Raw genomic sequence first — 25,427 nt, 5'->3', positions numbered from 1 at the left:
ATCGCAAGCGCGGCGAAGCCGGGCGCAGCGGGTCGTCACGATTTTGGAGGACGCATGGTGGATCGCCCGGGGAACCCCGAGAACGACACGCAGTGGCGCGCAGCGGGCGATCGGATCCAGAGACTCCTGGACTCCTGTGCGGCGAGTGGGGCGGCCGCGCACGAGCGCGCCCAGCAGTTGGTCCGCGAGGTGGTTGGGCTGTACGGCGCCGGCCTCGAACGGATCGTGCAAGCCGGCGACGCCGGTTTCGCCGAGCGGCTGGCCACCGACGACCTGGTGGCCAGCCTGCTTCTGGTGCACGGGCTGCACCCGCACGACGTGCACCGGCGGGTCTCCGACGCGCTGGACCGGGTCCGGCCCTACCTCGGGTCGCACGGCGGCGACGTCGACCTGCTGGAGATCGTCGGTGGTGACACCGTGCGGCTCGCCTTCAAGGGCAGCTGCAAGAGCTGCCCGTCGTCGGCGGTGACGCTGGAGCTGGCCGTCGAGGACGCGGTCCGGGCCGCCGCGCCGGAGATCTCGTCGATCGAGGTGGTGACGGCCGAGCCGGCCAGCAACGGGGCCGTGATCCCGACGGAATCGCTGATGGCACACGTCCGTTCGAACGGCCAGGGCCCCGGGGCCGGCGACTGGTACCCGCTTCCCGAATTGGCCGAGCTGGAGCCCGGCGACGTCGCGGGATTCCGGGTTGCCGGCACCGCGCTGCTGGTGTGCAGGGTCGGCGACCTGCCGCTGGCCTACCGCGACCACTGCCCGGTGTGCGACGACTCGTTGGCGGGCGCACGGCTGAACGAGACGCTGCTGGGGTGCCCGCGCTGCGGCACGCAGTTCGACGTCGTGCACGCGGGTGCCGGCCCCGACGGAACTCACCTCGAGCCGCTCCCCCTGTTGCCCCGCGACGGGGTGCCCTCGGTGGCGCTGACCGAACCGACGGGAGCCCGCGCATGACCGGCCCATATGACGTTCTGGCCCGCATCCGAAGCGACCGGGCGGCTCCCGAGCCGGCGGACGAGCGGTGCGAAATGTGCTCGGAGATCATTGCCGACGAGCACCAGCACGTCGTCAACGTGGCCGACCGGCAGCTGATGTGCGTGTGCCGGGCCTGTTATCTGCTGTTCACCGACCGCACCGCCGAACTGCGCTACCGGGCGGTGCCGGACAGGTATCTGGCTTTCCCGGGCTTCGCGCTGGACCGCCGCGCGTGGGAGGCGCTGCAGATCCCCGTCGGCGTCGCCTTCTTCTTCACCAACTCCGCGCTCGGGCGCACCGTCGCCTTCTATCCCGGCCCGGCCGGGGCGACGGAATCCCAACTCGACCTGGAGGCCTGGAATGCCATCGGCGGCGCCGATCCGCGGGTGGCCCTGCTGGCCGACGACGTCGAGGCGCTGCTGGTCCGCGTCCCCGAGGGCGAATCCGCCGCGCCGCAAAGCTATCTCGTGCCCATCGATGCCTGCTACGAGTTCGTCGGGCGCCTGCGCATGCTGTGGCGGGGATTCGACGGCGGCCAGGAGGCCCGCGCCTTCATCGACGACTTCTTCTCCCGGCTCGCCGCCCGCGCGGTGGAGACGCCACCATGACGACAGAGCACATGGACGTGAACTTCGCGGTCCTCGACGTGGCACCCGAACCGTACTCGGTGAGCCCGGTGCTGACGGCGCGGGTGAGCGTCGCCTCCAGCGGCGACGACCCGGTGCACGCGATTGCCCTGCGCTGCCAGGTCCGCATCGAGCCGCTGCGCCGCTCCTACTCGGAGGCGGAGGGGGCCGGGCTGCTCGACCTGTTCGGGCCGCGCGAACGCTGGGCCGCCACCCAACGCACCTTCCTGTGGCAGCACGCCACCGCGATGGTGCCGGGCTTCGCCGGCAACACGACGGTCGCCCTCCCGCTGGACTGCACCTACGACTTCGAGGTCGCCGCCGCCAAGTACCTGCACGCGCTGCGCGACGGTGCGCTGCCCCTCCAGTTCCTGTTCAGCGGAACGATTTTCGTCAAGTCCGAACGCGGGTTCTCGGTCCAGCAGGTGCCGTGGGACTGCGAGTATCGCTACGACATGCCGGTCTCGGTGTGGCGGGACCTGATCGCGCAGCATTACCCGAACACCGGCTGGGTGCGGCTGAGCCACGAAACCATCGCGGCGCTGGCGTCCTACAAATCGGCGCGGGGAATGCTCGACCTCGACCACGCGGTCACCACGCTGCTGGGCGTCGACCGGGAGGAGGCCAAATGACCTCCGATTGGGACCGCGCCCGCGCCGTCGCCGACGCCGTGCTGTACGAGGGCTACCTGCTCTACCCGTACCGCGGGACGTCGAGCAAGAACCAGTCGCGCTGGCAGTTCGGCGTTTTGGGACCACCCGGCGCCGCGGAAGCCGGCCTGGGCGAGGACGACACCCTGGCGGCGCAGTTCCTGGTCGACGGGACCCAGGCGCTGACGCTGGTGGTCCGGTTCCTGCAGCTGCAGCACCGGACGGCGGAGCGCGAATTCGCCCACGGCGCGTTCGAACCGGTCGACGAGCTGACCACCGCGGCCGGGTCGTGGCTGACCTGGGACGAGGCGGTCGAGTGCGAACTGTCCTTCGGCCCGCTCGAATTGGACGGCCGGCCGCACGCGCTGCCGGTCCTGGCGAAGGCCGCGACGGACATCGAGCTGCTCGCGGGTGGGCGGCTGGTCCGCGAGCGCCGCGAGGTGCGCGGGGAGCTGACGGTCGCCGGCGAGCCGGACGGCGAGCTGCGCCGGGTCTCGGTTCGGGTCGCCAACGTCGGCGCGGCCGCGGCCGACAAGACCGACTCGATCGCGCGGTCCATGATCGGCACTCACCTCATCGCCGAAGTCGTTGGCGGTGAGTTCGTTTCGCTGCTCGAGCCGCCACCCGGCGCCACCGACGCGGCGTCGCGGTGCCGCCAGCACCGGTGCTTCCCCGTGCTGGCGGGCCCCGCGGGCACCCGCGACATCCTGCTGATCTCCCCGATCATCCTCTACGACCATCCCGAGGTCGCCGAACAGAGCGACACGGCGCTGTACGACTGCACGGAGATCGACGAGATCCTCACCCTGCGCGTGATGACGATGACGGACGGGGAGAAGGCCCAGGCCCGCGCCACCGACCCGCGGGCCGCGCGAATCATCGACCAGTGCGACGCCATGTCACCCGACGCGATGGCGCGCCTGCACGGGGTGCTGCGCGACCCGCACGCCCTGTCCGGGCTGGTCCCCGAGATCCCGGAGGGCGTCGACTGGTGGGATCCGCTGGCCGACAACGCCGTTCGTCCCGAGGTCGACGCGGTGCTGGTGAACGGGGTGCGGGTCGCGCGCGGCAGCCGGGTCCGGTTGCGGCCGGCGCGCAACGCCGACGCGCAGGACATCTTCGTCGCCGGCAAGACCGCCCGCGTGACGTCGGTGCACGAGGACGTCGAGGGCAACAAGCACGTCGCGGTCGTCGTCGACGACGACCCCGCCGCCGAGCTGCACGACTGGTACGGCCGCTACCTGTACTTCTCCCCCGACGAAGTCGAGCCACTCGAAGCCGGACAACCCGCAAAACCCTGAAAGGAGTTCCAAAATGGAAGTCTTGGGCTGGATATTCATCGCCATCGTCGCGCTGGTGGCCGCGGTCGCAGTCATGCTCGGACTGATATCGCTGCCCGACGCCCGCCGCTACCTGAAGCTGAGGCGGATGTAGCCGACCGGGGGGACCGATGACGACGCGCATCCTGGTGGCCGGGATCGGCAACATCTTCATGGGGGATGACGGATTCGGCTCGGAAGTGGTCCGCAACGCCGAGATCCCGCGGGACGGCGCGGGCGGCAATTCCTGCGTCCGGGTCACCGACTACGGCATCCGCGGCATGCACCTGGCCTACGACCTGCTCGAAGAGTGGGACTCGCTGGTCCTCGTCGACGCCGTGCCCAGCCGCGGCAGCCCCGGCACGTTGCACGTGTTCCAGGCCGACTGCGAAGAACCTTCGGCCGCAACGGGTTTGGATGCCCACAGCATGGATCCGGCGGCGGTGTTCGCCAGCCTGCGGGCCCTGGGCGGCAGCCCGCCGTACACGGTCGTCGTGGGATGCGAGGCGGGCAGTGTCGAGGAGGGCATCGGCCTGACCGAGCCCGTGGCCAAGGCCGTTCCCCGCGCCGCGCGGGCCGTCCAGGAAATCGTCGCGGCGCTGCAGACCGCGACGCGGGAGGACCGCTGATGTGCCTGGGGATCCCGGGTCAAGTGATCCGGATGCTGGACGGCTACGAGGGACAGCTCACACTGGTCGACGTCGCCGGCGAGGAGCGCCGCGTCAACGTCGGCATGCTGCCGGAGGAGACCTTCGCGCCCGGCGACTGGATAATCATCCATATGGGCTTCGCCGTGGAGAAGACCGACCGCGCCGGCGCGGAGGAGGCGATGGCCGGCCTCGAGCTGATGGGCAGGGGCCGCGCCGACCCGACGGTCAGCCCGGAGGGCGGTTGAGATGACCGAGTCCCCCCTGATGCTGCGGAGCGAAGACGTCCGGCAGCGCTTCACCGTGACCGGTGTCGTCCAGGGGGTCGGCTTTCGTCCTTTCGTCCACCGCATCGCCAGCGAGCTCGGCCTGGCCGGATTCGTCGGCAACGATTCCGGCGCGGTGTTCCTCGAGGTGCAGGGCGACCGCGCGCGCGTCGACGAATTCGGGCGCCGGCTGCGCGCCGAGGCCCCGCCGCTGGCGCGGATCGGCAGCGTGACCGTCACCGACCTGGCCGCCGAGGGCGCCGCCGATCCCGCGTTCCGGATCGTCGAGAGCCGGACGATCGCCGGCGAGGCGACGCCCATCCCCCCGGACATCGCGATGTGCGACGACTGCGTGCGCGAGTTGTTCGACCCGCGCGACCGGCGGTACCGGCATCCCTTCGTCACGTGCACCAACTGCGGCCCGCGGTTCACCATCATCCGCGAGTTGCCCTACGACCGCCCGGCGACCACGATGGCGGGCTTCGCCATGTGCGAGCGGTGCGCCGCCGAATACCACGATCCGGCGGACCGCCGGTTCCACGCGCAGCCGATCGCCTGCCCCGATTGCGGCCCGTCGCTGCGGTTTTCGTCACCGGCCGGTGAGGTGACCGGGTCGGACGCCGCGCTGGCGGCCGCCCAGCGCGCGCTGGCGGCCGGCGCCGTCGTCGCCGTCAAGGGGATCGGCGGGTACCACCTGGCCTGCGTCGTCGACGACGAGTCGGCGGTCGGCGCCCTCCGGACCCGAAAGGCGCGGGGCGCCAAGCCGTTCGCCATGCTGGTGCGCGACCTCGACGTCGCCCGGCGCTGCGCGCACGTCGACGCCGACGAGGCCGCGGTGCTGTCGAGCCCCGCTCGCCCGATCGTGCTGCTGCGCCGCCGCGACGGAGCTCCCGTCGCCGACGCCGTCGCGCCGGGCAGCCCGCTGCTCGGGCTGATGCTGCCCTACTCCCCGATCCACCACCTGCTGCTGGCGCCGGCACCCGGCGGCGTCGAACGGGTGCCCGACGCGCTGGTGCTGACCAGCGCCAACCGCTCCGACGAGCCCATCTGCTTCACCGACGAGGATGCCGCCGAACGGCTTTCGGCGCTGTGCGACGCGGTCCTCGACCACGACCGGCCGATCCACGTGCCGTGCGACGACTCGGTGGTGCGCGTAGTCGACGGTCGGGAATTGCCGATCCGCCGGTCCCGCGGTTACGCGCCGCTGCCGGTCGAGCTCGGACGCGCGGGCCCGGCCGTGCTCGCCGTGGGCGGGGAGCTGAAGAACACCTTCTGCCTCACCCACGGCTCGCGCGCCTACCTGTCCGGTCACATCGGCGACATGGCCACCTGGGAAACGCTGCGGGCCTTCGAGCGCGCGGCCGGTCAGCTCACCGGGATGCGCGGCGAGCCGGCGCGGCTGGCCGCCGACCTGCATCCCGGATACCACACCCGGGGCTGGGCGGAGCGCCGGTGCGGCGGGCGCCCGCTGGATCTCGCCCAGCACCACCACGCGCACGTCGTCTCGCTGCTGGCCGAGCACGGCCGCATCGGGCAGCCCGTCATCGGGGTCTCGTTCGACGGGACCGGCTACGGCTGCGACCAAACCATCTGGGGCGGTGAGATTCTCGCCCTCGGCGCCGACAGCCACCGGTTCGTTCGCGTCGGCCACCTGCTGCCGGTGCCCCTGCCGGGCGGTGACGCCGCGGTGCGCAACCCGTGGCGGATGGCGCTGTCCCAATTGTGGATGGCCGGCATCGACTGGACCCCGGACCTGGCGCCGGTCGCCGCCGCTACCGCGGACGAATTGCGGCTTACCCGTTCGCAATTGGAGAGCGGCGCCGGGTGTGTGCCGTGTTCGAGCGTCGGCCGGCTGTTCGACGCCGTCGCCTCGCTGCTCGGGGTGCGGCACCGCATCGACTACGAGGGCCAGGCCGCCATCGAACTCGAGGCGCTCGCGGAGTCCGCCGTGGACGATCGGGGGCCGTCGCTGCCGCTGATCGTGCGGGCCGACGGGGTGATCGACCCGACGACCATGGTGCAGACGATGGTGGCGGCCCGCTACGCCGGCACCCGGCCCGCGCTGCTGGCCGCCGCCTTCCACGAGGCGCTCGCCGACGCCGTCGCCAAGGTGGTCGGTCTCGTGGCGGGCGAGGTCCGGCTGGTGGGGCTCACCGGCGGGGTTTTTCAGAACGTGCTGCTGCTGCGCGCCTGCCGCACGCGATTGCAGCGCAACGGGTTCGAGGTGCTGACCCATCACACCGTCCCGCCGAACGACGGCGGGCTGGCGCTGGGTCAGGCCGCGATCTCGATGCTGACGGGATTGGAAGAGGCTGACCGATGACCACCACCGCGATCGACCGCGGCCTGAGCGCCGAACTGGCCGAGGACCTGGCCGCCACCGCATTCACACTGGCCAAGCGGTTCGCCGCGGGGGCGACCATGTGGTCCATCGCGCCGTCGTGGGAACCGCACGCGCTGCACATCGCGGTCGAGTTCGTGCATCCGGTGATCGTGGGCAAGCGCGCGCTGCCCGCGGTGGCGCTGACCGGACCCGAGCTGGTGGACCTGGTCCGGGTGTCGGTGCGGCCCGGCGACATCGTGGTCGCGGTCTCCGGAGCCGACGACGCGCAGGTGCGCTCGGTGATGCGGCGCAGTCCCGCGTGGGGCGCGACCACGATCTGGATCGGCAGCGGCGAACGCCCCGCGGCCGGAATGGCCGATCACGTGCTGTGGCTCGACGACCCCGACCCGCGGGTGCCCGCGACCGGCGGCTTCGTGCTGTTCTATCACCTGCTGTGGGAGCTGACCCACGTGTGTTTCGAGCACCCGGGGCTGCTGAAAGACGAGTGCTCCGAGGACGTTTGCGTGACGTGCGGCGACGAGGGACGCCTGGGCGAGGTGGTGAGCGCGTCCGAGCACGGGCAGGCCACCGTGCGCACCGCGCGTGGCGTCGAGGACGTGATCACCACGCTCGTCGACCCGGTCGCGGCGGGCGAGTTGGTGCTGGTGCACGCGGGGACGGCGATCAGCCGGCTGGAGGACTGCCGATGAGCCAAGACGAGCCCACCAACTTCCTGTACCCGTTCATCGACGCGCAGGAGGATGACGCGAAGTCGCTGCTGGCCGACCTGGCCGCGTCGGCGCAGGCGAAGGCCGCCGAGAGCCTGGCGCTGCGGCGCTCCACCCTGGAGGCCAACGCCGACCTGGTGGAGGCGGCCGCGGCCGAGATGGCGCGCCGCTTCGCGGCGGGCGGGCGGCTGTTCACCTTTGGAAACGGCGGCAGCTGCACCGATTCCACGACGCTGGCCCGGCTGTTCGCCCGGCCCCCGATCGGCCGGCCGCTGCCCGCGTGGCCGCTGACCGCCGACCAGGCCGTGCTGACCGCGCTGGGCAACGACGTCGGGTTCGAGCTGGTGTTCGCCCGCCAGTTGATCGCGCGGGCGAAGGCGGGCGACATCGCGATCGCGATGTCGACGAGCGGCGGGTCGCCCAACCTGCTCGCGGCGCTGGCCGAGGGCCGCCAGCGTGGGCTCTACACAGTCGGTTTCGCCGGTTACGACGGCGGCGCCTTCGCCGACAACCCGAACGTGGACGCCTGCTTCGCCGTTCGGTCGCAGAGCGTGCACCGGATACAGGAATCGCAGGCGCTGCTGGGCTACCAGCTGTGGCTGAGCGTGCATCACCATCTCGGCGGCGACCGGGGTCTGGGGGCGGCATGAACAAGCCGGCGGGCGAATACCTTTCGTCGGGGCCCCGCTTCGGCGAGGGCGAGGTGATCGAGCGGATCGAGTCGTTCCGCAGGCGCCGCCCCCGGTTGCTCGACGACCACGTGACGCTGGCCCACGGGGCGGGCGGCAAGGCCTCGGCGGCTCTGGTGGACGCGGTGTTCATGGAGGCCTTCCGCAACCCGCTGCTGGAGTCCCTCGGCGACGGCGCGGTCCTGACGCTGCCCGGCGGCGAGCGCCTGGCGATGTCGACGGACTCGTTCGTGGTGCAGCCCAGGCGCTTTCCCGGCGGGTCGATCGGCGAGCTCGCCGTCCACGGCACCTGCAACGACCTGGCGATGGCGGGCGCGGTGCCGTCGTGGATCTCGGCGGCGTTCGTGATCGAGGAAGGCTTCGGAATCGCCGAGCTGAAGGAGATCGTCGCCGACATGGCGGCCGCGGCCGCGGCCGCGGGCGTGCAGATCGTCACGGGTGACACCAAGGTGGTGCCCAAGGGCGCGGCGGACGGGCTGTTCGTCACCACCGCCGGGGCCGGCGTCATCCCGGAGGGGCGGGCGCTGTCGGCGGCGTCGGTGCGCACCGGCGACAAGGTGCTGCTGTCGGGGTCGATGGGCGATCACGGCATGGCCGTCATGCTGGCCCGCGGCGACCTGGCGATCGAGGCCGACATCGCCTCGGACACCGCTTCGGTCAGCCCGTTGGTGGAGCTGCTGCTGGCGGCCGCCCCGTCCACCCGGTGGATGCGCGACGCGACTCGCGGCGGGGTCGGCACCGTGTGCAACGAACTCGCCCAGGCGTGCGGCCTCGGGGTGCTGCTGGAAGAGGAGCGACTTCCGGTGCGGCCCATGGTCAATGGCGCGTGCGAGCTGCTCGGCATCGACCCCCTCTACGTCGCCAACGAGGGCAAGTTCGTAGCGGTCGTCGCACCGGCGGAGGCCGGCGCCGGGCTGGCCGCGTTGCGGTCCCATCCCCTGGGCGCCGACGCGGCCGAGGTCGGCGAGATCGTGGCCGAACCCGCCGAAACCGTGGTGCTGCGCACCGGGTTCGGCGGAACGCGGATCGTCGACATGCTCGTCGGGGACCCGCTGCCTCGAATCTGCTGAGCTCTGCTGAAAGGAGACGCTGGTATGTGTCTTGGGATTCCGGGCCGGATCGTCGAAATCACCGACCCGGCAAACTATCTGGCCAAGGTGGACGTCAGCGGCGTGCAGCGCACGATCAGCGTGCGCCTGCTGGAGGACGACATGCCCGAACCCGACGACTGGGTCCTGGTCCACGTCGGGTTCGCCATGGCCAAGATCGACGAGAGCGAGGCGCTGCTCACCCTGGCCGCGATCCAGAAACTCGGCGAGGCCTATGCCACCGAGATGGAAGCCTTCGACTCGTCGGCCATCATTTAAGGGAAGGCGCACAATGAAATTCGTTGACGAATTCCGCGATCCGGCCGCGGCCCGCAAGCTGCTCGGCGCCATCGAACGCCTGGCCGGGACCGACGGCGATCAGTTCAAGTTCATGGAGGTGTGCGGCGGGCACACGCACACCATCTACCGGCACGGCATCGAACACCTGCTGCCCGACAACGTGGAGCTGGTGCACGGGCCGGGCTGCCCGGTCTGCGTGATCCCGATGGGCCGCATCGACGACGCGATGTGGCTGGCCGGCCAGCTCGACGTGATCTTCACCTGCTTCGGCGACATGATGCGGGTCCCGGGGTCGGGCGGCAGCCTGCTGGACGCCAAGGCGCGGGGCGCCGACGTGCGGTTCGTCTACTCCCCGCTGGACGCGCTGAAGATCGCCGTCGACAACCCCGACAAGCAGGTGGTGTTCTTCGCCATCGGCTTCGAGACCACCGCGCCCTCGACCGCGGTGACGCTGGTGCGCGCCCGGGACATGGGCCTGGCCAACTTCAGCGTCTTCTGCAACCACGTCACGATCGTGCCGCCGATCAAGGCCATCCTGGAATCGCCCGACCTGCGGCTGTCGGGGTTCATCGGCCCCGGTCACGTGTCGACGGTGGTGGGCAACCGGCCCTACCGGTTCGTGCCCGAGGTCTACGGAAAGCCGTTGGTGGTGGCCGGTTTCGAGCCGCTGGACATCCTGGCGGCGGTCGCGATGCTGCTGACCCAGATCCGCGAGGGCCGCTGCGAGGTGGAAAACCAGTACAAGCGCGTGGTGCCCGAGCGCGGCAACCCCGCCGCGCTGGCGCTGATGGGCAAGGTGTTCGCGCTGCGCCCGCACTTCGAATGGCGCGGGCTGGGGTTCATCTCGCAAAGCGCGCTGCGGCTGCACGACGACTTCGCGGAATTCGACGCCGAGCTGCGCTTCGCGATGCCCGGGGTCCGCGTCGCCGACCCCAAGGCCTGCCAGTGCGGCGAGGTCCTCAAGGGCGTGCTCAAGCCTTGGGAGTGCAAGGTTTTCGGCACCGCGTGCACACCGGAGACGCCGATCGGCACGTGCATGGTCTCCCCAGAGGGGGCGTGCGCCGCCTACTACAACTTCGGGCGCATGCACCGCGACGCCGTGAAGCTCGTGGGGCGCACTTGACCGACGTCCGGGGAGCCGAGATGTTCGCCCGGTACGCGTACGCCCCCAACGCCCTGGGCTACTGCGGCCCCCCGCTGGGCGCCACCCTGCGCGACGGTTCCGTCGACGAGGTCCGGCGCGCGGCGACGGGGTTCTCCGGGGCGTGGCCGTACCTGCGGGTGCTCTCCGAGCTGACCGGCATCGCCGACCCGCTGGATTACCGGCTCGTCGAATCCTATTGGCTCGGCGGAGGTCTCGGCGCCGGCCTGGACCCGCACGCGTTCTTCGACGCGCTGCTCGCGATCATCGGCCCACAGGCCGGTCGGTACTGGTCACACCTCACCCCCGAGCTGGCCCACGAGGCCGCCGCCAATCACTGCTTCCACGTGTTCGGCGTGTACCCGTGGACCCGGTTCTTGGGCCTAAAAGGCGGAAGCATGGACGAGCACCCGCTCAGCGTCCTGGACAACTGCCGAATCACTTGGGGCACAGTCGTTTCCCGCGACGGCGACGACGTCGAAGTGTCGTGTCGGAAGCTGCTCTGGGACGGCCGGGCCCTCACGCTGTCCGCGCCTGCGGTCCGCCCGCTCGACGTCTGGGCCGACGGATACAGCGCCCTGCCCGACGTCGCCGTCGGCGACGAGGTCGCGGTGCACTGGGGCCGGCTGTGCGGCCGGCTCTCACCGGAGCAGCTTCGCGCGCTCGCCGACAGCACCGATCGTCAGCTGCGGGTGACCAGTCGGCGGCTGGCTCACCGTTAGGCAAGAATCGCGCAAGGATTAGGCAAGGCGCCCCCCGGACGCTTTGCTCATGACTACGAACTCCTACCGTCAGCGGGCCCTCGCCAAGCTCGCGCTGATCGCCGCGGCGACCGTTTTGGCAGCGTGCGCGCACACAACAGCGCCCGCAACGGTGATGCCCAAGACCAGTCCGACGACCACATCGTCTGTGCCCGGCAAGGGCGCGGTCACCTTCGAATACTTGCAGCGCGCGCCCGTCCCGGCGCTGTGCGAGCACGATCCGGGCCAACTGAGAGGCGGTGAATTGCCGCCACAAGGAGGGCATCCCGGAGACGTCGGGATCGCGTTGAACTACACCACCGGCGCCTACAAGGTCGCGTTCGGCGACCTGACCGGGCGCGGAGGCGACGCCGCCGTGGTCATCCACTGCAATGCCGGTGGGGTCGGGTGGCCGGAGACCGTGCAGCTCTATACCGCGGGCCCGCAGCTCTCAAAAACCGGGCCCAGGCGGCTGGGTGGAATCGACCTCGGCGACCTCACCCACGGCGGCAGGGAAGCCGTGACAGATCTGTCCATCTCGGACCGTGTCGTGCATGTGACGTGGATGACCACCGGTCCGAATGAGGCAATGTGTTGCGGGACGGTGGAGATGAAGGCCGACCTCCGTTGGGACGGTTCCACGGTAGTTGCCGAGAACGTGCGCCGGGCCAACTGAGAACGTCCGGCTCGTGCCAGACTGACCCGATGCCCGGTTCGATCCGCGACGTGCTGCCCGCCGCGGCCGCCCTGCTCGGCGCCCCGGATGCCGTCGACCGCCTGGGCCTCGCGGAATCGGTCGGGGCGAAAGACCGCGTCGCGGTCGTGCTGGTGGACGGGATGGGCTGGCACCTGCTACCCGAGTTGGCCGGGGACGCGCCGCTGCTGGCCGCCGTGCTGGCCGGTGACACCGGCAGCCTGACCGAACTCACCTGCACGTTTCCGTCGACGACGCCGAGCAGCCTGGTGTCCCTGGGCACCGGCGCCTGGCCCGGCCAGCACGGCATCCTCGGTTTCACGCTCAACGTGCCCGGCACCGACCGGGTGCTCACCCACATCGTGTGGCGCGACGAGCCGCCCCACGCCGAATGGCAGCCGCTGCCGAGCTGGTTCGGCCGGCTCGAACGGGCGGGCATCGCGGCGCGCGCCGTGCTGCCGGCGCCGTTCATCGGCAGCGGGCTGACCGACGCGGCCTATCGCGGCGCGCGCTTTCGCCCGACTCAGCCGACCGACGACTACGCGCAGCTGCTGGCCGAGGAGCTGCGCGCGGCGCCGGGCCTGGTCTACGGCTACATCGCCGACCTGGACACCGCGGCCCACCTGTTCGGCATCGGCTCCGCGCAGTGGCACGAGGCGGCGGTTCGCGTCGACGCGCTGCTGGCCCGGCTGGTCGACGCCCTGCCCCCGAACGCGGCGCTGCTGGTGACCGCCGACCACGGCGGCCTCAACGTCCCGCCGGACGCCCGCGTCGACCTCGACGCCGACCCGCGGCTGGGCCAGGGGGTGCGGGTGGTCGCCGGGGAGCCGCGGGTGCGCTACCTGCACACCGAACCGGGCGCCGCCGCCGACGTGCGGGCCGCCTGGGCCGAGGCGCTCGACGGCCGGGCACGCGTCTACGACCGCGAGCAGGCGGTGGCCTCCGGCATGTTCGGGCCGGTCGACCCGGCGCACCTGGCGCGCATCGGCGACGTCGTCGTCGTCTGCACCGGCGACACCGCGGTGCTGGCGACCGCCCACGAGCCCCCGGAAACCGCCCGCCTCATCGGCTTTCACGGCGGGGCCACCCCGGCCGAGATGGCGATCCCGCTGATCGTTTTCTGAACCGCCCGTCTACCACCAGGCCATCCGAAACCGGGTCAGGTCCCTGAGCCGAACGAGGGCGCGCCACAGACCCATCGGGACAATCTCCCGCAGCAGCGGGGTGCGGACGCGCCGGCGGGCGGAGCCGGTGTCCGCACCCTCGGTTCGAATTTGGGACCTGTCCGGGACCAGCCACCGGGGCGCCCCCGCCAACTCGGCGGGCATGGGTTCGTGCAACATTCTGGGGCAGCGCCCGCCGGCCGACCGCAGGCAGTGAACACCATTGGGATCGCTTCTCGACGAGCCATCGCGGGGAATCCACACCCCCGAAGGGTGCTGGACGATTTCCCTGCCGCAGTGGCGGCAGGTGGCAGCGTACAACTTCTCTCGTCCCCCTGTGATATCTCGCTGACAGGTCCGCGCCGCCCCCGACTGCACCGCTGGTTATGTCAACCTTACGTCGCAACCCCACCGGAATGAAAGCGCGTGTTTTCAATGTTCGTTTCAAGTCCGACTTCGAGCGTTTTCACAGGTCGCTCCCGTCGTCGGCCAAGCATGCGGCTCTACCGTCGGGGCACGTGAGCGCTGGCTGTAACCCCTGGGCGTATCTCAAGGAAGATTCGATGCTTTCGCGTGCGGAGGTGGTAATGGATTTCGCGGCGCTTCCGCCGGAAATCAACTCGGGGCTGATGCATTCGGGCCCCGGGGCGGGTTCGATGGCGGCGGCCGCCACGGCGTGGGAGCGGCTGGCCGCGGGGCTGCAAGCGGCCGCGGCGCGGGCGCCGGCGACGCAAGGCGCGGCGCCCTACGTGGATTGGCTCAAGGCCGCCGCGGCGCGCGCGGAGCAGGCGGCCACCCAGGCCGAGGCGGCGGCGAGCGCCCACCTCGCGGCGCTGACGGCGATGGTTCCGCCGCCGGCGATCACCGCCAATCGCGCCCGGAGCAGGTCGCTGGCCCGAGGGAACCACCTGGGGCAGGCGGGCCCGGCGATCGCGGAGGCCGACGCCGAGTACGAGCGCATGTGGGCCCGGGACGCCCACGCCATGTACGCCTACGCGGGCGCCGCGGCCGACGCGGCGACGCTGGCGCCGTTCACCTCGCCGCCGGGTTACCCGGGCGCGGCCGCGGGTCCCTGGGCCCTGCACTCGGCGCCGGACGTCGTGTCGGCCGGCAACCGGGTGATGTCGGCCATTCCCCAAGCGCTGCGGGCGTTTTCGGCGTCGCCGCTGGCCTCGCTCGAGTCGTGCCTGTCGCCGGTAACCCCGTCGCTGTCCAGGCTGAGTTCCCTGTGCGCGCCGTCGGGCGCCGCGATCGGGCGCCTGAACGCGCTCAACAAGGCGGCGGCGTTGCGGTGGCTGTTCGCCAAACCCGCCGGCCGCGCGGCGGTCACCCCCCGGCTTGGGCATGGCGCGTCGATCGGAACGCTGTCGGTGCCGCCGGCCTGGGCGACCGCGACGGCGCCCGTCCGCGTCTACCGCGGGACCGTCGCGTAGGGCATGGTCACGGGCGCGTTCGGCGCGTGCCGGTCACGGCCGACCGCGGCAGCCGGCCGGCCCGCGAATGGCCGGATAGCGTGTCGCCGTCGACGTGCACATCGAATGCCAGGTGCAGCCGCATCGGTTTCGTGACCGATTGTCGCCAGGTCGCCCGGTCGCCGTCGATCGAGATGTCCTGCAGCGCAACGGTTTCACCCTTGTAGGTGGCCGTGCCGGCCGCGCCGTCGACGGTCTGCCGGAAGGTGTAGGAGACCGCCAGGGAGCCGATCGGGGTTTTGATCGTCACGTCCCAATCGCCGAACACGCTCATTCACAACTCCATCGGTTCGCGCCCGGCCGGCTTCCACACCGTGCCGCGGCGTTCGTACTCGAACAGTTCCTCGACGGCGTGCGCGATCCGCGGCCCGTAGGACCGCTCCACCAGGTACAGCGCCAGGTCGAGGCCGGACGTGACGCCGCCGCCGCTGATCAGATCGCCGTCGTCGACCACCCGGGCCCGCACCGCGCGCACCCCGGTCGCTTCGAGGAGGTCCACGCCGAGGTGGTGGGTGACCGCGTGCCGGCCCTCGATCAGCCCGGCCATGGCCAACACCATCGAGCCGCCGCACACGGTCGCCACGGTGACCGCGGGATTGTCGAGGGCCTCGCGCAACAACGGTGTCAGCGCGCTCTGCGACGCGCGGGCGAGCAGCACCGGGATGGTGGCCACCCCGTCGTCGGGGTCTCCCGCGATCGGCCCGCTGGCGCCGGGAACCAGCACATACCCCGGCTTGGCCGGATCCAGGCGCCCGCCCGCCGCGAGGCTCAGGCCCCGGGTGCCGCTGACAACGTCGCGCGCCCCCTCGGCCGAAACCAGCTCGACCGCGAGATCACCACCGGCGGCGTCGCTTCCGGCGGCGAGCACCTCGAACGGGGCGATGACGTCGAGCGGGTCGAAGCCGTCGTACAACACGATCTGCGCATGCACGCCACCAGACTCGCCGACCCCGAACCCACGGACCAGTGGCCAGAGCGCCACATTGCGACGGTATTTTGCCAACATGCATCGCGTCGTCATCGTGGCACTGCCGGACAGCATCGCGTTCGACCTCGCAACGCCCGTCGAGGTGTTCGGCCGGACGTTCCTGCCCGACGGCCGACCCGGATACGACGTGCGGGTGTGCGGCACCGAACCGGTCGTGACGGCGGGCCCGGTGCGGATCGCCACCGAGTACGGCATCGATGCCCTCGCGGGGGCGGACAGCATCGTCGTGCCGGGCCGCGGTGACGTCACGGCGCCGGTCCCCGACGGGGTCATCGCGGCGCTGAAAGACGCCTACTCCAAGGGCATTCGGATCGCATCGATCTGCACGGGGGCCTTCACGCTGGCCGCGGCCGGGATCCTCGACGGCAAGCGGGCGACCACGCATTGGCTGGCCGCCGATGAGTTTCGCGCCGCTTTTCCCGGCGTCCGGCTCGACGCCGACGTGCTCTACGTCGACGAGGGCCGGATCCTGACCTCCGCCGGGGGGTCGGCGGGCCTGGACCTGTGCCTGCACATGGTCGCGCGGGACTACGGCTCGGCGGTCGCCGCCGACGCCGCGCGGCTGGCGGTGGCGCCGTTGCATCGCGCCGGCGGGCAGGCGCAGTTCATCGTGCGCAACCGGCGGCCGGTGAACACCGAACTCGGTCCGCTGCTGGCCTGGATCGAGGAACACGCACGCGACGACCTGAGTCTCGCCGACCTCGCGGCGAAGGCGTCCAGCAGCATCCGGACCCTCAACCGTCGCTTCCAGGCCGAGACCGGCCAGACGCCCATGCAATGGATCACCGGAGTGCGGGTCCGTCACGCGCAGGAGCTGTTGGAACGCACGCCCGATGGCGTCGAACAGATCGCCCGCCGGGTCGGGTTCGCATCGGCGTCCAGCTTCCGCGAGCAGTTCAAGCGGATCGCCGGGGTATCACCGCAGGGCTACCGCAACACGTTTCGCGATCGGGCTACAGCGGGGTGACGTAGGCGGAGCTGATGCCGCCGTCGACCAGGAACGTCGACGCCGTGATGAACGACGCGTCGTCGCTGGCCAAAAACGCCACCGCGGCGGCGATTTCGTCCGGCTCGGCGAATCGGCCCAGCGGCACGTGCACCAACCGGCGCGCCGCCCGCTCGGGGTCCTTGGCGAAAAGCTCGGCCAGTAGCGGGGTGTTGACCGGCCCCGGGCACAGCGCGTTGACGCGGATGCCCTGCCGCGCGAACTGCACCCCCAACTCCCGCGACATGGCCAGCACCCCGCCCTTGGACGCGGTGTAGGAGATCTGCGACGTGGCCGACCCCAGCACCGCGACGAACGACGCCGTGTTGATGATCGACCCCTTCTGCGCGGGCACCATGTGCCGCAGCGCCGCCCGGCAACACAGGTACACCGATTTGAGGTTGACGTCCTGGACTCGCTGCCACGCCGGAAGCTCGGTGTTCTCGATCAGGTCGTCCTCGGGCGGCGAGATGCCGGCGTTGTTGAACGCGATGTCGACCCAGCCGTAGGTCTCGGCCGCGGCGTCGAACAGCGCGTTGACCGCCTCCTCGTCCGAAACATCGGTCGGCACAAACAAACCCGACAGCTCCTCGGCGGCGGCCGCGCCGGCGTCGCGGTCGACGTCGCCCACGACGATGCTGGCGCCTTCCGCGCCCGCGCCGCGGCCAGCCCGATGCCGCCGGCACCGCCGGTGATCACCGCCACCCGGCCCGCCAGTCGCTGCGACAGGTCCATTACGAGCCCTCCTTGACGGCGACGAACACGTTCTTGGTCTCGGTGAATTGCAGCGGCGCGTCCGGGCCCAGTTCGCGGCCCAGCCCGGACTGCTTGAAACCGCCGAACGGCGTGTTGTACCGGACCGACGAGTGCGAGTTCACCGACAGGTTGCCGGACTCGACCGCCCGCGACACCCGCAGGGCGCGGGACAGGTCGTCGGTCCAGATGGATCCGGACAGCCCGTAGGCGGTGTCGTTGGCGAGCGCGACGGCGTCGGGCTCGTCGTCGAAGGCCAGCACGGTGACGACCGGGCCGAAGATCTCCTCGGTGGCGGTGCGGTCGGTGCGCTGCGGGGTGAGAACCGTTGGCGGAAACCAGAATCCGGGGCCGACCGGCGCCGCGCCGCGGAAGGCGACGGGGGCGTCGTCGGGCACGTAGGAGGCGACCTTGTCGCGGTGCGCGCGGGACACCAGGGGACCCATCTCGGTGTCCCGGGAGGCGGGGTCGCCGACGGCGACGGCCTTCACCGCGGGCTCCAGCAATTCCATGAACCGGTCATAAACGCTGCGCTGCACCAGGATCCGGCTGCGCGCGCAGCAGTCCTGCCCGGCGTTGTCGAACACCCCGGCGGGCGCGGTCGCCGCGGCGCGCTCCAGGTCGCAGTCGGCGAAGACGATGTTGGCGCTCTTGCCGCCCAGTTCCAGCGTCACCCGCTTGACGTACGACGCCGCGCCGGCCATCACCGTCTTGCCGACCTCGGTGGAGCCGGTGAACACCAGCTTGCGCACCCCCGCGTGGGTGACGAGCCGCTCCCCCACCACGTCGCCCTTGCCGGGCAGCACCTGCAGGAGGTCCGGGTCGAGCCCCGCCTCGACGGCCAGCTCGCCCAGCCGCATCGTGGTCAGCGGCGTCCACTCGGCGGGCTTCACCAGCACGGCGTTGCCGGCGGCCAGCGCGGGGGCGATGCTCCACGACGCGATCGGCATCGGGAAGTTCCACGGCGTGATCACGCCGACCACGCCCAGCGGTTCGTTGAAGGTGACGTCGAGCCCACCGGCGACGGGAATCTGCTTGCCGGACAGGCGTTCCGGGCTTCCCGAGTAGAAGTTCAGCACGTCGCGGACGTGTCCGGCCTCCCATTCGGCCGATGCGATCGGGTGCCCCGAGTTGGCCACCTCGAGGGCGGCCAGCTCGTCGACGTGGGCGTCGACGACGGCGGCGAACGCGCGCAGGGCCGCCGCGCGGTCCGCCGGCGCCAACCGCGCCCAGCGCCGCTGGGCCGCCCGGGCGCGCTGCACGGCGTCGTCGACCGCGGGGGCGTCGAGCAACTCGACGGACGCCAGCGCTTCCTCGGTGGCCGGGTTGACCAGTTGCGTTTGGGTCATCGGGTGACCGCGTGCGACCGCGCGGCTTCGACCACCGCCCTGAACAGCCGCAGGTCGTCGAGCGACTTCTCCGGATGCCATTGCACCGCAAGCACGAAACTCGCGCCGGGCACCTCGACGGCCTCGACCACGCCGTCGGCGTCCGTCGCGCTGACCACCAGCCCGTCGCCGACCTTGTCGATGGCCTGGTGGTGGTAGCAGGGCGCGTCGGCGCCCTCGCCGATCAACGCGGCCAGGCGCGTGCCGGCGACGGTGCGCACCGGCAACCGGGCGAACACCCCGTTGCCGGCCCGGTGGCCGTTGTGGCCGAGGACCTCGGGCAGGTGCTGGTGCAGGGTGCCGCCGAACGCGACGTTGAGCAGCTGCGCGCCGCGGCAGATGCCCAGCACCGGCAGCCCGCGGTCCAGCGCGCCGCGCAGCAGCGCGAATTCCCAGGCGTCGCGGTCGGTGCGGGGCGAGTCGGTGGCCGGGTGCGGGTCCTGGCCGTAGCTTGCGGGGTCGAGGTCGTAGCCCCCGGTGATCACCAGGGCATCCAGGCTGTCCAGCAGGCGGTCGGCGACCTCGGCGTCCACCGGCTGCGGCGGCAGCAGCACGGCGATTCCGCCGGCCATCACGACGCCCTCGAAGTAGTCGGCCGGCAGGTAACCGGCGGCGATGTCCCAGACCCCGGTCCGCACCTGCTCCAGATAACTGGTCAGGCCGATCACGGGCTTCAGTGGCGATCGCAAGCGCGGCATAGCCGGGCGCGGCGGGTCGCCACCAACGGACTCAGAGCCGTTCAAACCCTCGCATCCTCTCCCAGTCGGTGACCGCCGCGTTGAACGCCGCCACCTCCACGCGGGCGTTGTTCAGGTAGTGCGCGACGACGTCGTCGCCGAAGGCCTCGCGCGCGAGCGCCGAGCCTTCGAAGAGCTCCGCCGCCTCGGCCAGCGTGGCGGGCAGTCGCTCGACGTCGGTTGCCTCGTAGGCGTTCCCGGCGTAGGGCGCGGGCGGCTCGAGGCCCCGTTCGATACCGTACAGGCCCCCGGCGATCAGCGCCGCCGCGGCGAGGTAGGGGTTGACGTCGCCGCCGGGCACCCGGCATTCGACCCGCAGGTTGCGCCCGTGGCCGACCACGCGCAGGGCGCAGGTGCGGTTGTCCAGGCCCCACGCGATCGCGGTGGGCGCGAAGCTGCCGTCGGCGAATCGCTTGTAGGAGTTGATGTTTGGCGCGTAGAACAGCGTCAGTTCGCGCAGCGTGGCCAACAGGCCGGCGAGGAAACCGCAAAACGTCGCCGACATGCCGTGCGGGCGGCTGTCGTCGCCGAACACCGCTTTCCCGTCCTGGTCGCGCAGCGACAGGTGGATGTGGCAGCTGTTTCCTTCGGCCTCATCGTATTTCGCCATGAACGTCAGGCTCTTGCCGTGCTGGTCGGCGATCTCCTTGGCGCCGTTCTTGTAGATGGTGTGGTTGTCGCAGGTGACCAGAGCCTCGTCGTAGCGGAACCCGATTTCCTGCTGGCCGCGGTTGCATTCGCCCTTGACGGCCTCGAACCGCAGGCCCGCGCCCTCTATGCCGAGCCGGATGTCGCGCAGCAGCGGCTCCATTCGCGACGACGCCAGCATCGCGTAGTCGATGTTGTAGTCGCTGGCCGGCGTCAGCCCGCGATAGCCGCCCGCCCACGCCTGGCGGTACGGCTCGTCGAACACGATGAACTCCAGCTCGGTGGCGATGTCGGCGGCCAGCCCGCGCTCACCCAGCCGGCGAAGCTGGCGGCGCAGGATCGCCCGAGGCGCGACGGCGACCTCGCCGCCGCCGGCCCAGCCGAGGTCGGCGATCACCAGGGCGGTGCCGGGCAGCCACGGCACCCGGCGCAGCGTGGCCAGGTCCGGGGTCATCACCATGTCGCCGTAGCCGGTTTCCCAGCTCGACATCGCGTAGCCGGACACGGTGTTCATGTCGACGTCGACGGCGAGCAGATAGCTGCAACACTCGGCGCCGTGCGCGGCCACTTCCTCGGCGAACAGCCGGGCCGACACGCGTTTGCCGACCAGCCGGCCCTGCATGTCGGCGAACGCCACGATGACGGTGTCCACGGCGCCGCTTCGGATCAGCTCGTCCAGCGCGGCCGGCGTGAGCATGGCGGGAGGCGCTACCACGTGCTGGTGCGCAAGACGATCTCGGCGGCCAGCTGCGCCGTCGACTCCTGCACGTTGCGCCGGCCCATCTCGACCACGCGGTATTCGGCGTAGACGTACCGCTGGCTCGCGGTGGCCACCGCTTTGGCGGCCGCGGAGCTGACCAGCACGGTGGTGCCGATTTCGACCGGCGGGCAATGCTCGTCGAGCACCACGCCCTTGGGGTCGGCCACCCGGGGATGCCCGCGGTCGATCACGACCAGGCCGACGAATCGGCCCAACCGGGTGGCGGCGAGTTCCCAGGCCAGCTCGCCGCCGGCGCGGTCGCCGAAGACCACGGCCCAGCGGATGCCCAGCGAGTCGAGGATGCCGACCACCGATTTCGCGGTCAGCCGCGGATCAAGGCCGATGACCACGGTCCGCAGCGAGGCGGTGTGCAGGCGCTCGCACACCGCGTCGTAGGCGACCGGCGCGCGCTGCTGGTCTCCGAGGATGACGACGACGACGCCCTTCTCCGGTCCGGCCACGGACACCGGAACGGGAAATCCGTCGAGCGTGGTCATCATCGAGTGCACCCACGCACGTTACCTGCTAAAGGCCAGCGTGCGCGAGGTTTCCTCCTCTCCTACTGGCGTAACGCGCTGGCGATCAGCGGTCGCGGCGGCGGCCCGTCGAGCAGCCCGAGGACCGCGTCGACGTCGAGATGGGCGGCCAGCAGGTCGGCGATCGCGTCGAGTTGGGCATCGCGGCGCGCGGCGACGTCGGTGTCGGCGACGACGAACCCGCCGCGGCCGGCCGCGTCGGCGACCCGGGCGAGCCACCCCCGGCGGAAGTCGTCGTTGTCGAGCAGGCCGTGCCAGTGGGTGCCGAAGACGGCGCCGCGCACCACCCCCTGGGGTTCGGAGTCCTGCGCGAACCAGGCCTCCTCGCCGCAGCGGGAGACCCGCCCGTGGTGGATTTCGTATCCGGAGAGCGGCCGCTGCCAGCGCCGCAGCACCTTGGCCTCGCCGAAGGCGATGTCGGCGTCCAGCAGGCCCAGGCCGGCGACCTCCCCCGCGCCGGATTCGACGGTGTCCTCGATGCGCCGGCACAGCATCTGGAACCCGCCGCAGATGCCCAGCACCGGCTTGCCGGCCCGGGCGTGGTCGACGATCGCGCCGGCCAGGCCGCGCTCCCGCAGCCACGACAGGTCGGCGACGGTCGCCTTGCTGCCCGGAACCACGATCACGTCGGTGTCGGCCAGGTCGGCGGGATCGGTGATCCAGCGCACCAGCACGCCGGGCTCGCAGGCCAGGGCCTCGACATCGGTGGAGTTGGAGATCCGCGGCAGCCGGATCGCGGAAACCCGCAGCCACTCGTCGCCGCGCGGCGGAGCGGGCGTGCCGACGACGCGGCGCGCGACCACCGACAGCGAGTCCTCGGCGTCCAGCCAGAGCTCCTCGGCGTACGGCAGCACCCCGTAGGTCGGGCGCCCGGTCAGGGCCTGCAGCTGTCGCAGCCCGGGTTCCAGCAGGGCGGGGTCGCCGCGGAACTTGTTGACGACGAAGCCGGCGATCAACGCCTGGTCGTCGGGCTCGAGCACCGCGACCGTCCCGAACAGATGCGCCAACAGGCCGCCGCGATCGATGTCGCCGACCAGGAGCACGGGCAGGTTCGCCGCCCGGGCCAGTCCCATGTTGGCCAGATCGGTGGCCCGCAGGTTGATCTCGGCCGGCGAGCCGGCGCCCTCGCAGATCACCGCGTCGAATTCGTCTCGCAGCGAAGACAATTCGTCCGCGACGATACCGGCCAGCCGGTTGCGATGCGTGAAATAGCCGGCCGCGCTGACCGACTCGGCGACCTGACCCCGGATCACCAGCTGCGACGTCCGATCGCCGCCCGGCTTGAGCAGGATCGGGTTGAACCGCACGCTGGGCTCCAGCCCCGCCGCGTGCGCCTGAATCGCCTGGGCGCGACCGATCTCGCCGCCATCGACGGTGACCACCGAGTTGTTGGACATGTTCTGGGCCTTGAACGGCGCCACCCGGATCCCCTTGCGGGCCAACAGCCGGCACAGGCCCGCCACCACCACCGATTTACCGGCGTCGGAGCTGGTGCCCGCGACCAGCAGAGCCCCGCTCATCCGGTCACGGCTTGTTACACCGAGGTGAGGATCTCGGCGCCGGTGTCGGTGACCAGCAGCGTGTGCTCGAACTGGGCGGTCCACTTGCGGTCCTTGGTCACCACGGTCCAGCCGTCGTCCCAGATCTCGTAGGGCAGCGCGCCGAGGTTGATCATCGGCTCGATGGTGAACGTCATGCCCGGCTGGATGACGGTCGCCACGGAGGGCTGCTCGTAGTGCAGCACGACCAGCCCGTTGTGGAAGGTGGTGCCGATGCCGTGGCCGGTGAAGTCACGAACGACGTTGTACCCGAACCGGTTTGCGTACGACTCGATGACGCGGCCGACGACCGAGAGCGCGCGGCCCGGTTTGACGGCGTTGATCGCGCGCATGGTGGCCTCGTGCGTTCGCTCCACGAGCAGCCGGTGCTCCTCGGAGACGTCGCCGGCCAGAAACGTCGCGTTGGTGTCGCCGTGCACCCCGTCGATGTAGGCGGTGACGTCGATGTTGACGATGTCGCCGTCCTCGATCACCGTCGAGTCGGGGATGCCGTGGCAGATGACCTCGTTGAGCGACGTGCAGCACGACTTCGGGAAGCCCTTGTAGCCCAGCGTCGAGGGGTAGGCGCCGTTGTCGATCATGTACTCGTGGGCGATCCGGTCGAGTTCGTCCGTCGTCACGCCGGGGGCGACCGCCTTGCCCGCCTCCGCCAAGGCGCCCGCCGCGATCCGGCCGGCGACGCGCATCTTCTCGATCACCTCGGGCGTCTGCACCCAGGGCTCGCTGCCCTCCTGGGCGGTCGGCTTGCCGACGTACTCGGGACGGGGGATGCGCCCGGGCACCGGCAGAGTCGGCGATATCACCCCCGGGGAAAGCGCGGTGCGAGCTGGCATGCGGACCAGCTTAATTGAGTGTGAGCGCGGGGCGAGCGGTCAACCGGATCGGCGGCGCAACAGCGAGCGCCGCGGGCCGCGGATGATCAGCGACCCGCACACCACCCGGCCCGTCAACACGACGTGCGGCGTGCCCTCGCCCGGCGCGTCCTTGCGACGGTCGCTGGCGCTGCCCACGTAGACCTCGACGTCGTCGATCGACGCGCTGGCGCCGTCGGGCAACCGGACCTCCACCGAGCCGAACCGCATGTCGAGCTCGATGATCACCACCGGCCCCGCGAATCGGGCCCTGGTGAGGTCGAGGTGCACCGAGCCGAGCCGGCGCACCAGCGCCAGCCGGGTGGGCACCGTCCACTCGCCATGGCGCTTCAGCGAGCCGGCCCAGCCGCGCAGCTCCACCCGGTCGGCGGCGGACGAGACGAACGCGCCGGGCCCCGGCAGGTCACCGACCAGCCCGTCCAGTTCGCTTCGGGTGCGCGCGTAGGACACCTGGGTCGAGCGCTGCTCGAACTCGTCGATGTCGATCAGGCCGAGCGCGACGGCGTTGTGCAGCCGCCGCATAGTGCCGTTCCGGTCGGCGTCGGAGACCCGTACCGCCAGCATGTCCCCGCCGGTGTCGGTCATGTTCGCAATTTACCGCTGTTGCGGGCCCCCAGGGACCGGGCAGTTCAGGCCAGGTAGCCCGGCGGCATGGACTCGAACATGAATTTCGTCATCCGGACCGCCCACTCCGAGCTGCCACCCCCGACGATCAGCGCGGCGAAGGCCAGGTCGCCGCGGTAGCCGGCGAACCAGGAGTGCGATCCGCCCGGGAACTCGGCCTCACCGGTCTTCCCGTAGATCTCGCCGCAGCCGTTGATCTCCTTGGCGGTCCCGTTGGTCACCACCAGCCGCATCATCGGCCGCAGCGCGTCGACCATCTTCGGGCTGATCGGGGTGTCGTCGCCCTCGACCGTCGTCGGGCGGCCGGCGATCAGCTGCGGCACCGGGGTCTTGCCGGCCGCGACCGTCGCCGCCACCAGCGCCATGCCGAACGGGCTCGCCAGCACCTTGCCCTGGCCGAAGCCGTCCTCGGTGCGCTCGGCCAGGTCCACCGTCGGCGGCACCGACCCGGTCACGGTGGTGAGGCCGTCAACGGAGTAGTCGAGCCCGATGCCGTAGCGGGTGGCCGTTTGGGTCAGGCCGCGGGGCGGCAGCCGGCTGCTCAGCTCGGCGAACGTGGTGTTGCACGAACTGGCGAACGCGCGCGACATGGGCACCACGCCCAGGTCGAAGCCGCCGTAGTTGGGGATGGTGCGATGCCCGATGTCGATGTGGCCCGGGCAGCCCAGCATCGAGTTGGGCGTGGCCATGTCGCGGTCGATGGCGGCGCCGGCGGTGATCATCTTGAACGTCGACCCGGGCGGGAACAGGCCGTTGGTGGCC

28 protein-coding genes and 1 pseudogene are annotated in these 25,427 nt (G+C 71.3%); 17 read left to right on the top strand and 12 right to left on the bottom strand.

Annotation, left to right across the window (positions count from 1 at the left end):
* Window positions 1-54: 54 nt before the first annotated feature.
* From A5655_RS06570 to A5655_RS06500, 15 genes are all read left to right on the top strand, one after another.
* Window positions 55-948 (top strand): NifU family protein, encoded by an 894-nt coding sequence (locus A5655_RS06570; RefSeq protein ID WP_067007055.1) that lies wholly within the window; start codon window positions 55-57, stop codon window positions 946-948.
* Window positions 945-1,577 (top strand): DUF5947 family protein, encoded by a 633-nt coding sequence (locus A5655_RS06565; RefSeq protein WP_067007052.1) that lies wholly within the window; start codon window positions 945-947, stop codon window positions 1,575-1,577. The genes A5655_RS06570 and A5655_RS06565 overlap by 4 nt, the downstream gene beginning before the upstream one ends.
* Window positions 1,574-2,227 carry a DUF6084 family protein gene (locus A5655_RS06560; RefSeq protein WP_067007049.1) on the top strand — a complete coding sequence of 218 codons (654 nt, stop codon included), beginning with the start codon at window positions 1,574-1,576 and terminating at the stop codon, window positions 2,225-2,227. Before A5655_RS06565 ends, A5655_RS06560 begins: the two co-directional genes overlap by 4 nt.
* Complete coding sequence (locus A5655_RS06555) at window positions 2,224-3,546, top strand: hypothetical protein (protein WP_067007044.1); 1,323 nt, start codon at window positions 2,224-2,226, stop codon at window positions 3,544-3,546. The genes A5655_RS06560 and A5655_RS06555 overlap by 4 nt, the downstream gene beginning before the upstream one ends.
* Before the next feature lie 149 nt (window positions 3,547-3,695).
* A complete protein-coding gene (locus A5655_RS06550) occupies window positions 3,696-4,193 on the top strand; it encodes a hydrogenase maturation protease (RefSeq protein ID WP_067007041.1) in 498 nt (165 codons plus the stop codon).
* Window positions 4,193-4,459: a HypC/HybG/HupF family hydrogenase formation chaperone gene (locus A5655_RS06545; RefSeq protein ID WP_067007037.1), complete on the top strand. Its 267-nt coding sequence runs from the start codon at window positions 4,193-4,195 to the stop codon at window positions 4,457-4,459. Before A5655_RS06550 ends, A5655_RS06545 begins: the two co-directional genes overlap by 1 nt.
* Window position 4,460: 1 nt before the next feature.
* Window positions 4,461-6,800, top strand: coding sequence for a carbamoyltransferase HypF (hypF, locus tag A5655_RS06540; RefSeq protein ID WP_067007033.1), 2,340 nt, complete (start codon window positions 4,461-4,463; stop codon window positions 6,798-6,800).
* Entirely contained in the window at window positions 6,797-7,510 is a 714-nt protein-coding gene (locus tag A5655_RS06535; RefSeq protein ID WP_067007030.1) for a HypC/HybG/HupF family hydrogenase formation chaperone, read from the top strand. Before hypF ends, A5655_RS06535 begins: the two co-directional genes overlap by 4 nt.
* Window positions 7,507-8,178, top strand: a complete 672-nt coding sequence (locus A5655_RS06530; RefSeq protein ID WP_067007027.1) for an SIS domain-containing protein — start codon at window positions 7,507-7,509, stop codon at window positions 8,176-8,178. The genes A5655_RS06535 and A5655_RS06530 overlap by 4 nt, the downstream gene beginning before the upstream one ends.
* Entirely contained in the window at window positions 8,175-9,287 is a 1,113-nt protein-coding gene (gene hypE, locus A5655_RS06525) for a hydrogenase expression/formation protein HypE (RefSeq protein WP_082978520.1), read from the top strand. The genes A5655_RS06530 and hypE overlap by 4 nt, the downstream gene beginning before the upstream one ends.
* Window positions 9,288-9,311: 24 nt before the next feature.
* A complete protein-coding gene (locus A5655_RS06520) occupies window positions 9,312-9,584 on the top strand; it encodes a HypC/HybG/HupF family hydrogenase formation chaperone (RefSeq protein WP_067007025.1) in 273 nt (90 codons plus the stop codon).
* A gap of 13 nt (window positions 9,585-9,597) precedes the next feature.
* Window positions 9,598-10,728 (top strand): hydrogenase formation protein HypD, encoded by a 1,131-nt coding sequence (gene hypD / locus A5655_RS06515; protein ID WP_067007022.1) that lies wholly within the window; start codon window positions 9,598-9,600, stop codon window positions 10,726-10,728.
* Entirely contained in the window at window positions 10,725-11,468 is a 744-nt protein-coding gene (locus A5655_RS06510) for a DUF6390 family protein (protein WP_304441653.1), read from the top strand. Before hypD ends, A5655_RS06510 begins: the two co-directional genes overlap by 4 nt.
* Window positions 11,469-11,517: 49 nt before the next feature.
* The gene (locus A5655_RS06505) at window positions 11,518-12,162 is read left to right on the top strand and encodes a hypothetical protein (RefSeq protein WP_067007014.1); all 645 of its coding nucleotides are present in this window, start codon (window positions 11,518-11,520) and stop codon (window positions 12,160-12,162) included.
* Window positions 12,163-12,191: 29 nt separating this feature from the next.
* On the top strand, window positions 12,192-13,304 hold the full coding sequence (locus A5655_RS06500) for an alkaline phosphatase family protein (protein WP_067007011.1): 1,113 nt from the start codon (window positions 12,192-12,194) through the stop codon (window positions 13,302-13,304).
* A gap of 9 nt (window positions 13,305-13,313) precedes the next feature.
* On the opposite strand, the gene A5655_RS28200 is transcribed toward A5655_RS06500, so the two are convergent.
* Complete coding sequence (locus A5655_RS28200; RefSeq protein ID WP_197508616.1) at window positions 13,314-13,508, bottom strand: hypothetical protein; 195 nt, start codon at window positions 13,506-13,508, stop codon at window positions 13,314-13,316.
* Between the two features lie 398 nt (window positions 13,509-13,906).
* Here A5655_RS28200 and A5655_RS06490 point away from each other — a divergent pair, with 398 nt between their 5' ends.
* The gene (locus tag A5655_RS06490; protein WP_231999086.1) at window positions 13,907-14,776 is read left to right on the top strand and encodes a PPE domain-containing protein; all 870 of its coding nucleotides are present in this window, start codon (window positions 13,907-13,909) and stop codon (window positions 14,774-14,776) included.
* A 7-nt stretch (window positions 14,777-14,783) separates the two neighbouring features.
* Here A5655_RS06490 and A5655_RS06485 read toward each other — a convergent pair whose 3' ends face one another.
* Both A5655_RS06485 and A5655_RS06480 read right to left on the bottom strand, forming a co-directional pair.
* A complete protein-coding gene (locus A5655_RS06485; protein ID WP_067007005.1) occupies window positions 14,784-15,089 on the bottom strand; it encodes a hypothetical protein in 306 nt (101 codons plus the stop codon).
* Window positions 15,090-15,746 carry a DJ-1/PfpI family protein gene (locus A5655_RS06480; protein WP_067007002.1) on the bottom strand — a complete coding sequence of 219 codons (657 nt, stop codon included), beginning with the start codon at window positions 15,744-15,746 and terminating at the stop codon, window positions 15,090-15,092.
* Window positions 15,747-15,819: 73 nt separating this feature from the next.
* Here A5655_RS06480 and A5655_RS06475 point away from each other — a divergent pair, with 73 nt between their 5' ends.
* Window positions 15,820-16,770: a GlxA family transcriptional regulator gene (locus tag A5655_RS06475; RefSeq protein ID WP_067006999.1), complete on the top strand. Its 951-nt coding sequence runs from the start codon at window positions 15,820-15,822 to the stop codon at window positions 16,768-16,770.
* On the opposite strand, the pseudogene A5655_RS06470 reads toward A5655_RS06475, so the two are convergent.
* The 9 genes and pseudogenes from A5655_RS06470 to A5655_RS06430 all read right to left on the bottom strand — a co-directional run.
* Window positions 16,757-17,523, bottom strand: a pseudogene (locus A5655_RS06470) (3-oxoacyl-ACP reductase). The gene A5655_RS06475 and the pseudogene A5655_RS06470 sit on opposite strands and share 14 nt — an antisense overlap.
* Window positions 17,523-18,890 (bottom strand): aldehyde dehydrogenase, encoded by a 1,368-nt coding sequence (locus A5655_RS06465; RefSeq protein WP_067006996.1) that lies wholly within the window; start codon window positions 18,888-18,890, stop codon window positions 17,523-17,525. The pseudogene A5655_RS06470 and the gene A5655_RS06465 overlap by 1 nt, the downstream one beginning before the upstream one ends.
* The gene (locus tag A5655_RS06460; protein WP_067006993.1) at window positions 18,887-19,627 is read right to left on the bottom strand and encodes a gamma-glutamyl-gamma-aminobutyrate hydrolase family protein; all 741 of its coding nucleotides are present in this window, start codon (window positions 19,625-19,627) and stop codon (window positions 18,887-18,889) included. Before A5655_RS06460 ends, A5655_RS06465 begins: the two co-directional genes overlap by 4 nt.
* Before the next feature lie 31 nt (window positions 19,628-19,658).
* Window positions 19,659-21,011, bottom strand: a complete 1,353-nt coding sequence (locus A5655_RS06455) for a glutamine synthetase family protein (protein WP_067006990.1) — start codon at window positions 21,009-21,011, stop codon at window positions 19,659-19,661.
* Between the two features lie 11 nt (window positions 21,012-21,022).
* The gene (locus A5655_RS06450) at window positions 21,023-21,574 is read right to left on the bottom strand and encodes an alpha/beta hydrolase (protein ID WP_067006987.1); all 552 of its coding nucleotides are present in this window, start codon (window positions 21,572-21,574) and stop codon (window positions 21,023-21,025) included.
* A gap of 59 nt (window positions 21,575-21,633) precedes the next feature.
* Entirely contained in the window at window positions 21,634-23,130 is a 1,497-nt protein-coding gene (locus A5655_RS06445) for a cobyric acid synthase (protein ID WP_067006985.1), read from the bottom strand.
* A gap of 14 nt (window positions 23,131-23,144) precedes the next feature.
* On the bottom strand, window positions 23,145-24,002 hold the full coding sequence (gene map, locus A5655_RS06440; RefSeq protein WP_067006982.1) for a type I methionyl aminopeptidase: 858 nt from the start codon (window positions 24,000-24,002) through the stop codon (window positions 23,145-23,147).
* Between the two features lie 39 nt (window positions 24,003-24,041).
* On the bottom strand, window positions 24,042-24,626 hold the full coding sequence (locus A5655_RS06435) for a DUF1707 domain-containing protein (RefSeq protein ID WP_067006980.1): 585 nt from the start codon (window positions 24,624-24,626) through the stop codon (window positions 24,042-24,044).
* 44 nt (window positions 24,627-24,670) lie between these two features.
* Window positions 24,671-25,427: penicillin-binding transpeptidase domain-containing protein (locus tag A5655_RS06430; protein ID WP_255361991.1), on the bottom strand; the 757-nt coding region annotated here is incomplete at its 5' end.

This window comes from Mycobacterium sp. 1081908.1, assembly GCF_001673535.1.
Classification (GTDB): domain Bacteria; phylum Actinomycetota; class Actinomycetes; order Mycobacteriales; family Mycobacteriaceae; genus Mycobacterium.
This window is presented reverse-complemented; position numbering and strand designations above follow the sequence as displayed.

What these genes read in the sequence shown, in the direction of transcription:
- A5655_RS06465 (WP_067006996.1), bottom strand. Translation starts at nt 18,890, where the DNA reads ATGACCCAAACGCAACTGGTCAACCCGGCCACCGAGGAAGCGCTGGCG.
- A5655_RS06545 (WP_067007037.1), top strand. Translation starts at nt 4,193, where the DNA reads ATGTGCCTGGGGATCCCGGGTCAAGTGATCCGGATGCTGGACGGCTAC.
- A5655_RS06485 (WP_067007005.1), bottom strand. Translation starts at nt 15,089, where the DNA reads ATGAGCGTGTTCGGCGATTGGGACGTGACGATCAAAACCCCGATCGGC.
- A5655_RS06500 (WP_067007011.1), top strand. Translation starts at nt 12,192, where the DNA reads ATGCCCGGTTCGATCCGCGACGTGCTGCCCGCCGCGGCCGCCCTGCTC.
- A5655_RS06435 (WP_067006980.1), bottom strand. Translation starts at nt 24,626, where the DNA reads ATGACCGACACCGGCGGGGACATGCTGGCGGTACGGGTCTCCGACGCC.
- map (WP_067006982.1), bottom strand. Translation starts at nt 24,002, where the DNA reads ATGCCAGCTCGCACCGCGCTTTCCCCGGGGGTGATATCGCCGACTCTG.
- A5655_RS06520 (WP_067007025.1), top strand. Translation starts at nt 9,312, where the DNA reads ATGTGTCTTGGGATTCCGGGCCGGATCGTCGAAATCACCGACCCGGCA.
- A5655_RS06555 (WP_067007044.1), top strand. Translation starts at nt 2,224, where the DNA reads ATGACCTCCGATTGGGACCGCGCCCGCGCCGTCGCCGACGCCGTGCTG.
- A5655_RS06570 (WP_067007055.1), top strand. Translation starts at nt 55, where the DNA reads ATGGTGGATCGCCCGGGGAACCCCGAGAACGACACGCAGTGGCGCGCA.
- A5655_RS06505 (WP_067007014.1), top strand. Translation starts at nt 11,518, where the DNA reads ATGACTACGAACTCCTACCGTCAGCGGGCCCTCGCCAAGCTCGCGCTG.
- A5655_RS06535 (WP_067007030.1), top strand. Translation starts at nt 6,797, where the DNA reads ATGACCACCACCGCGATCGACCGCGGCCTGAGCGCCGAACTGGCCGAG.
- A5655_RS06475 (WP_067006999.1), top strand. Translation starts at nt 15,820, where the DNA reads ATGCATCGCGTCGTCATCGTGGCACTGCCGGACAGCATCGCGTTCGAC.
- A5655_RS06460 (WP_067006993.1), bottom strand. Translation starts at nt 19,627, where the DNA reads ATGCCGCGCTTGCGATCGCCACTGAAGCCCGTGATCGGCCTGACCAGT.
- hypE (WP_082978520.1), top strand. Translation starts at nt 8,175, where the DNA reads ATGAACAAGCCGGCGGGCGAATACCTTTCGTCGGGGCCCCGCTTCGGC.
- hypF (WP_067007033.1), top strand. Translation starts at nt 4,461, where the DNA reads ATGACCGAGTCCCCCCTGATGCTGCGGAGCGAAGACGTCCGGCAGCGC.
- A5655_RS28200 (WP_197508616.1), bottom strand. Translation starts at nt 13,508, where the DNA reads ATGCCCGCCGAGTTGGCGGGGGCGCCCCGGTGGCTGGTCCCGGACAGG.
- A5655_RS06530 (WP_067007027.1), top strand. Translation starts at nt 7,507, where the DNA reads ATGAGCCAAGACGAGCCCACCAACTTCCTGTACCCGTTCATCGACGCG.
- A5655_RS06450 (WP_067006987.1), bottom strand. Translation starts at nt 21,574, where the DNA reads ATGATGACCACGCTCGACGGATTTCCCGTTCCGGTGTCCGTGGCCGGA.
- hypD (WP_067007022.1), top strand. Translation starts at nt 9,598, where the DNA reads ATGAAATTCGTTGACGAATTCCGCGATCCGGCCGCGGCCCGCAAGCTG.
- A5655_RS06565 (WP_067007052.1), top strand. Translation starts at nt 945, where the DNA reads ATGACCGGCCCATATGACGTTCTGGCCCGCATCCGAAGCGACCGGGCG.
- A5655_RS06445 (WP_067006985.1), bottom strand. Translation starts at nt 23,130, where the DNA reads ATGAGCGGGGCTCTGCTGGTCGCGGGCACCAGCTCCGACGCCGGTAAA.
- A5655_RS06455 (WP_067006990.1), bottom strand. Translation starts at nt 21,011, where the DNA reads ATGCTCACGCCGGCCGCGCTGGACGAGCTGATCCGAAGCGGCGCCGTG.
- A5655_RS06560 (WP_067007049.1), top strand. Translation starts at nt 1,574, where the DNA reads ATGACGACAGAGCACATGGACGTGAACTTCGCGGTCCTCGACGTGGCA.
- A5655_RS06490 (WP_231999086.1), top strand. Translation starts at nt 13,907, where the DNA reads ATGCTTTCGCGTGCGGAGGTGGTAATGGATTTCGCGGCGCTTCCGCCG.
- A5655_RS06550 (WP_067007041.1), top strand. Translation starts at nt 3,696, where the DNA reads ATGACGACGCGCATCCTGGTGGCCGGGATCGGCAACATCTTCATGGGG.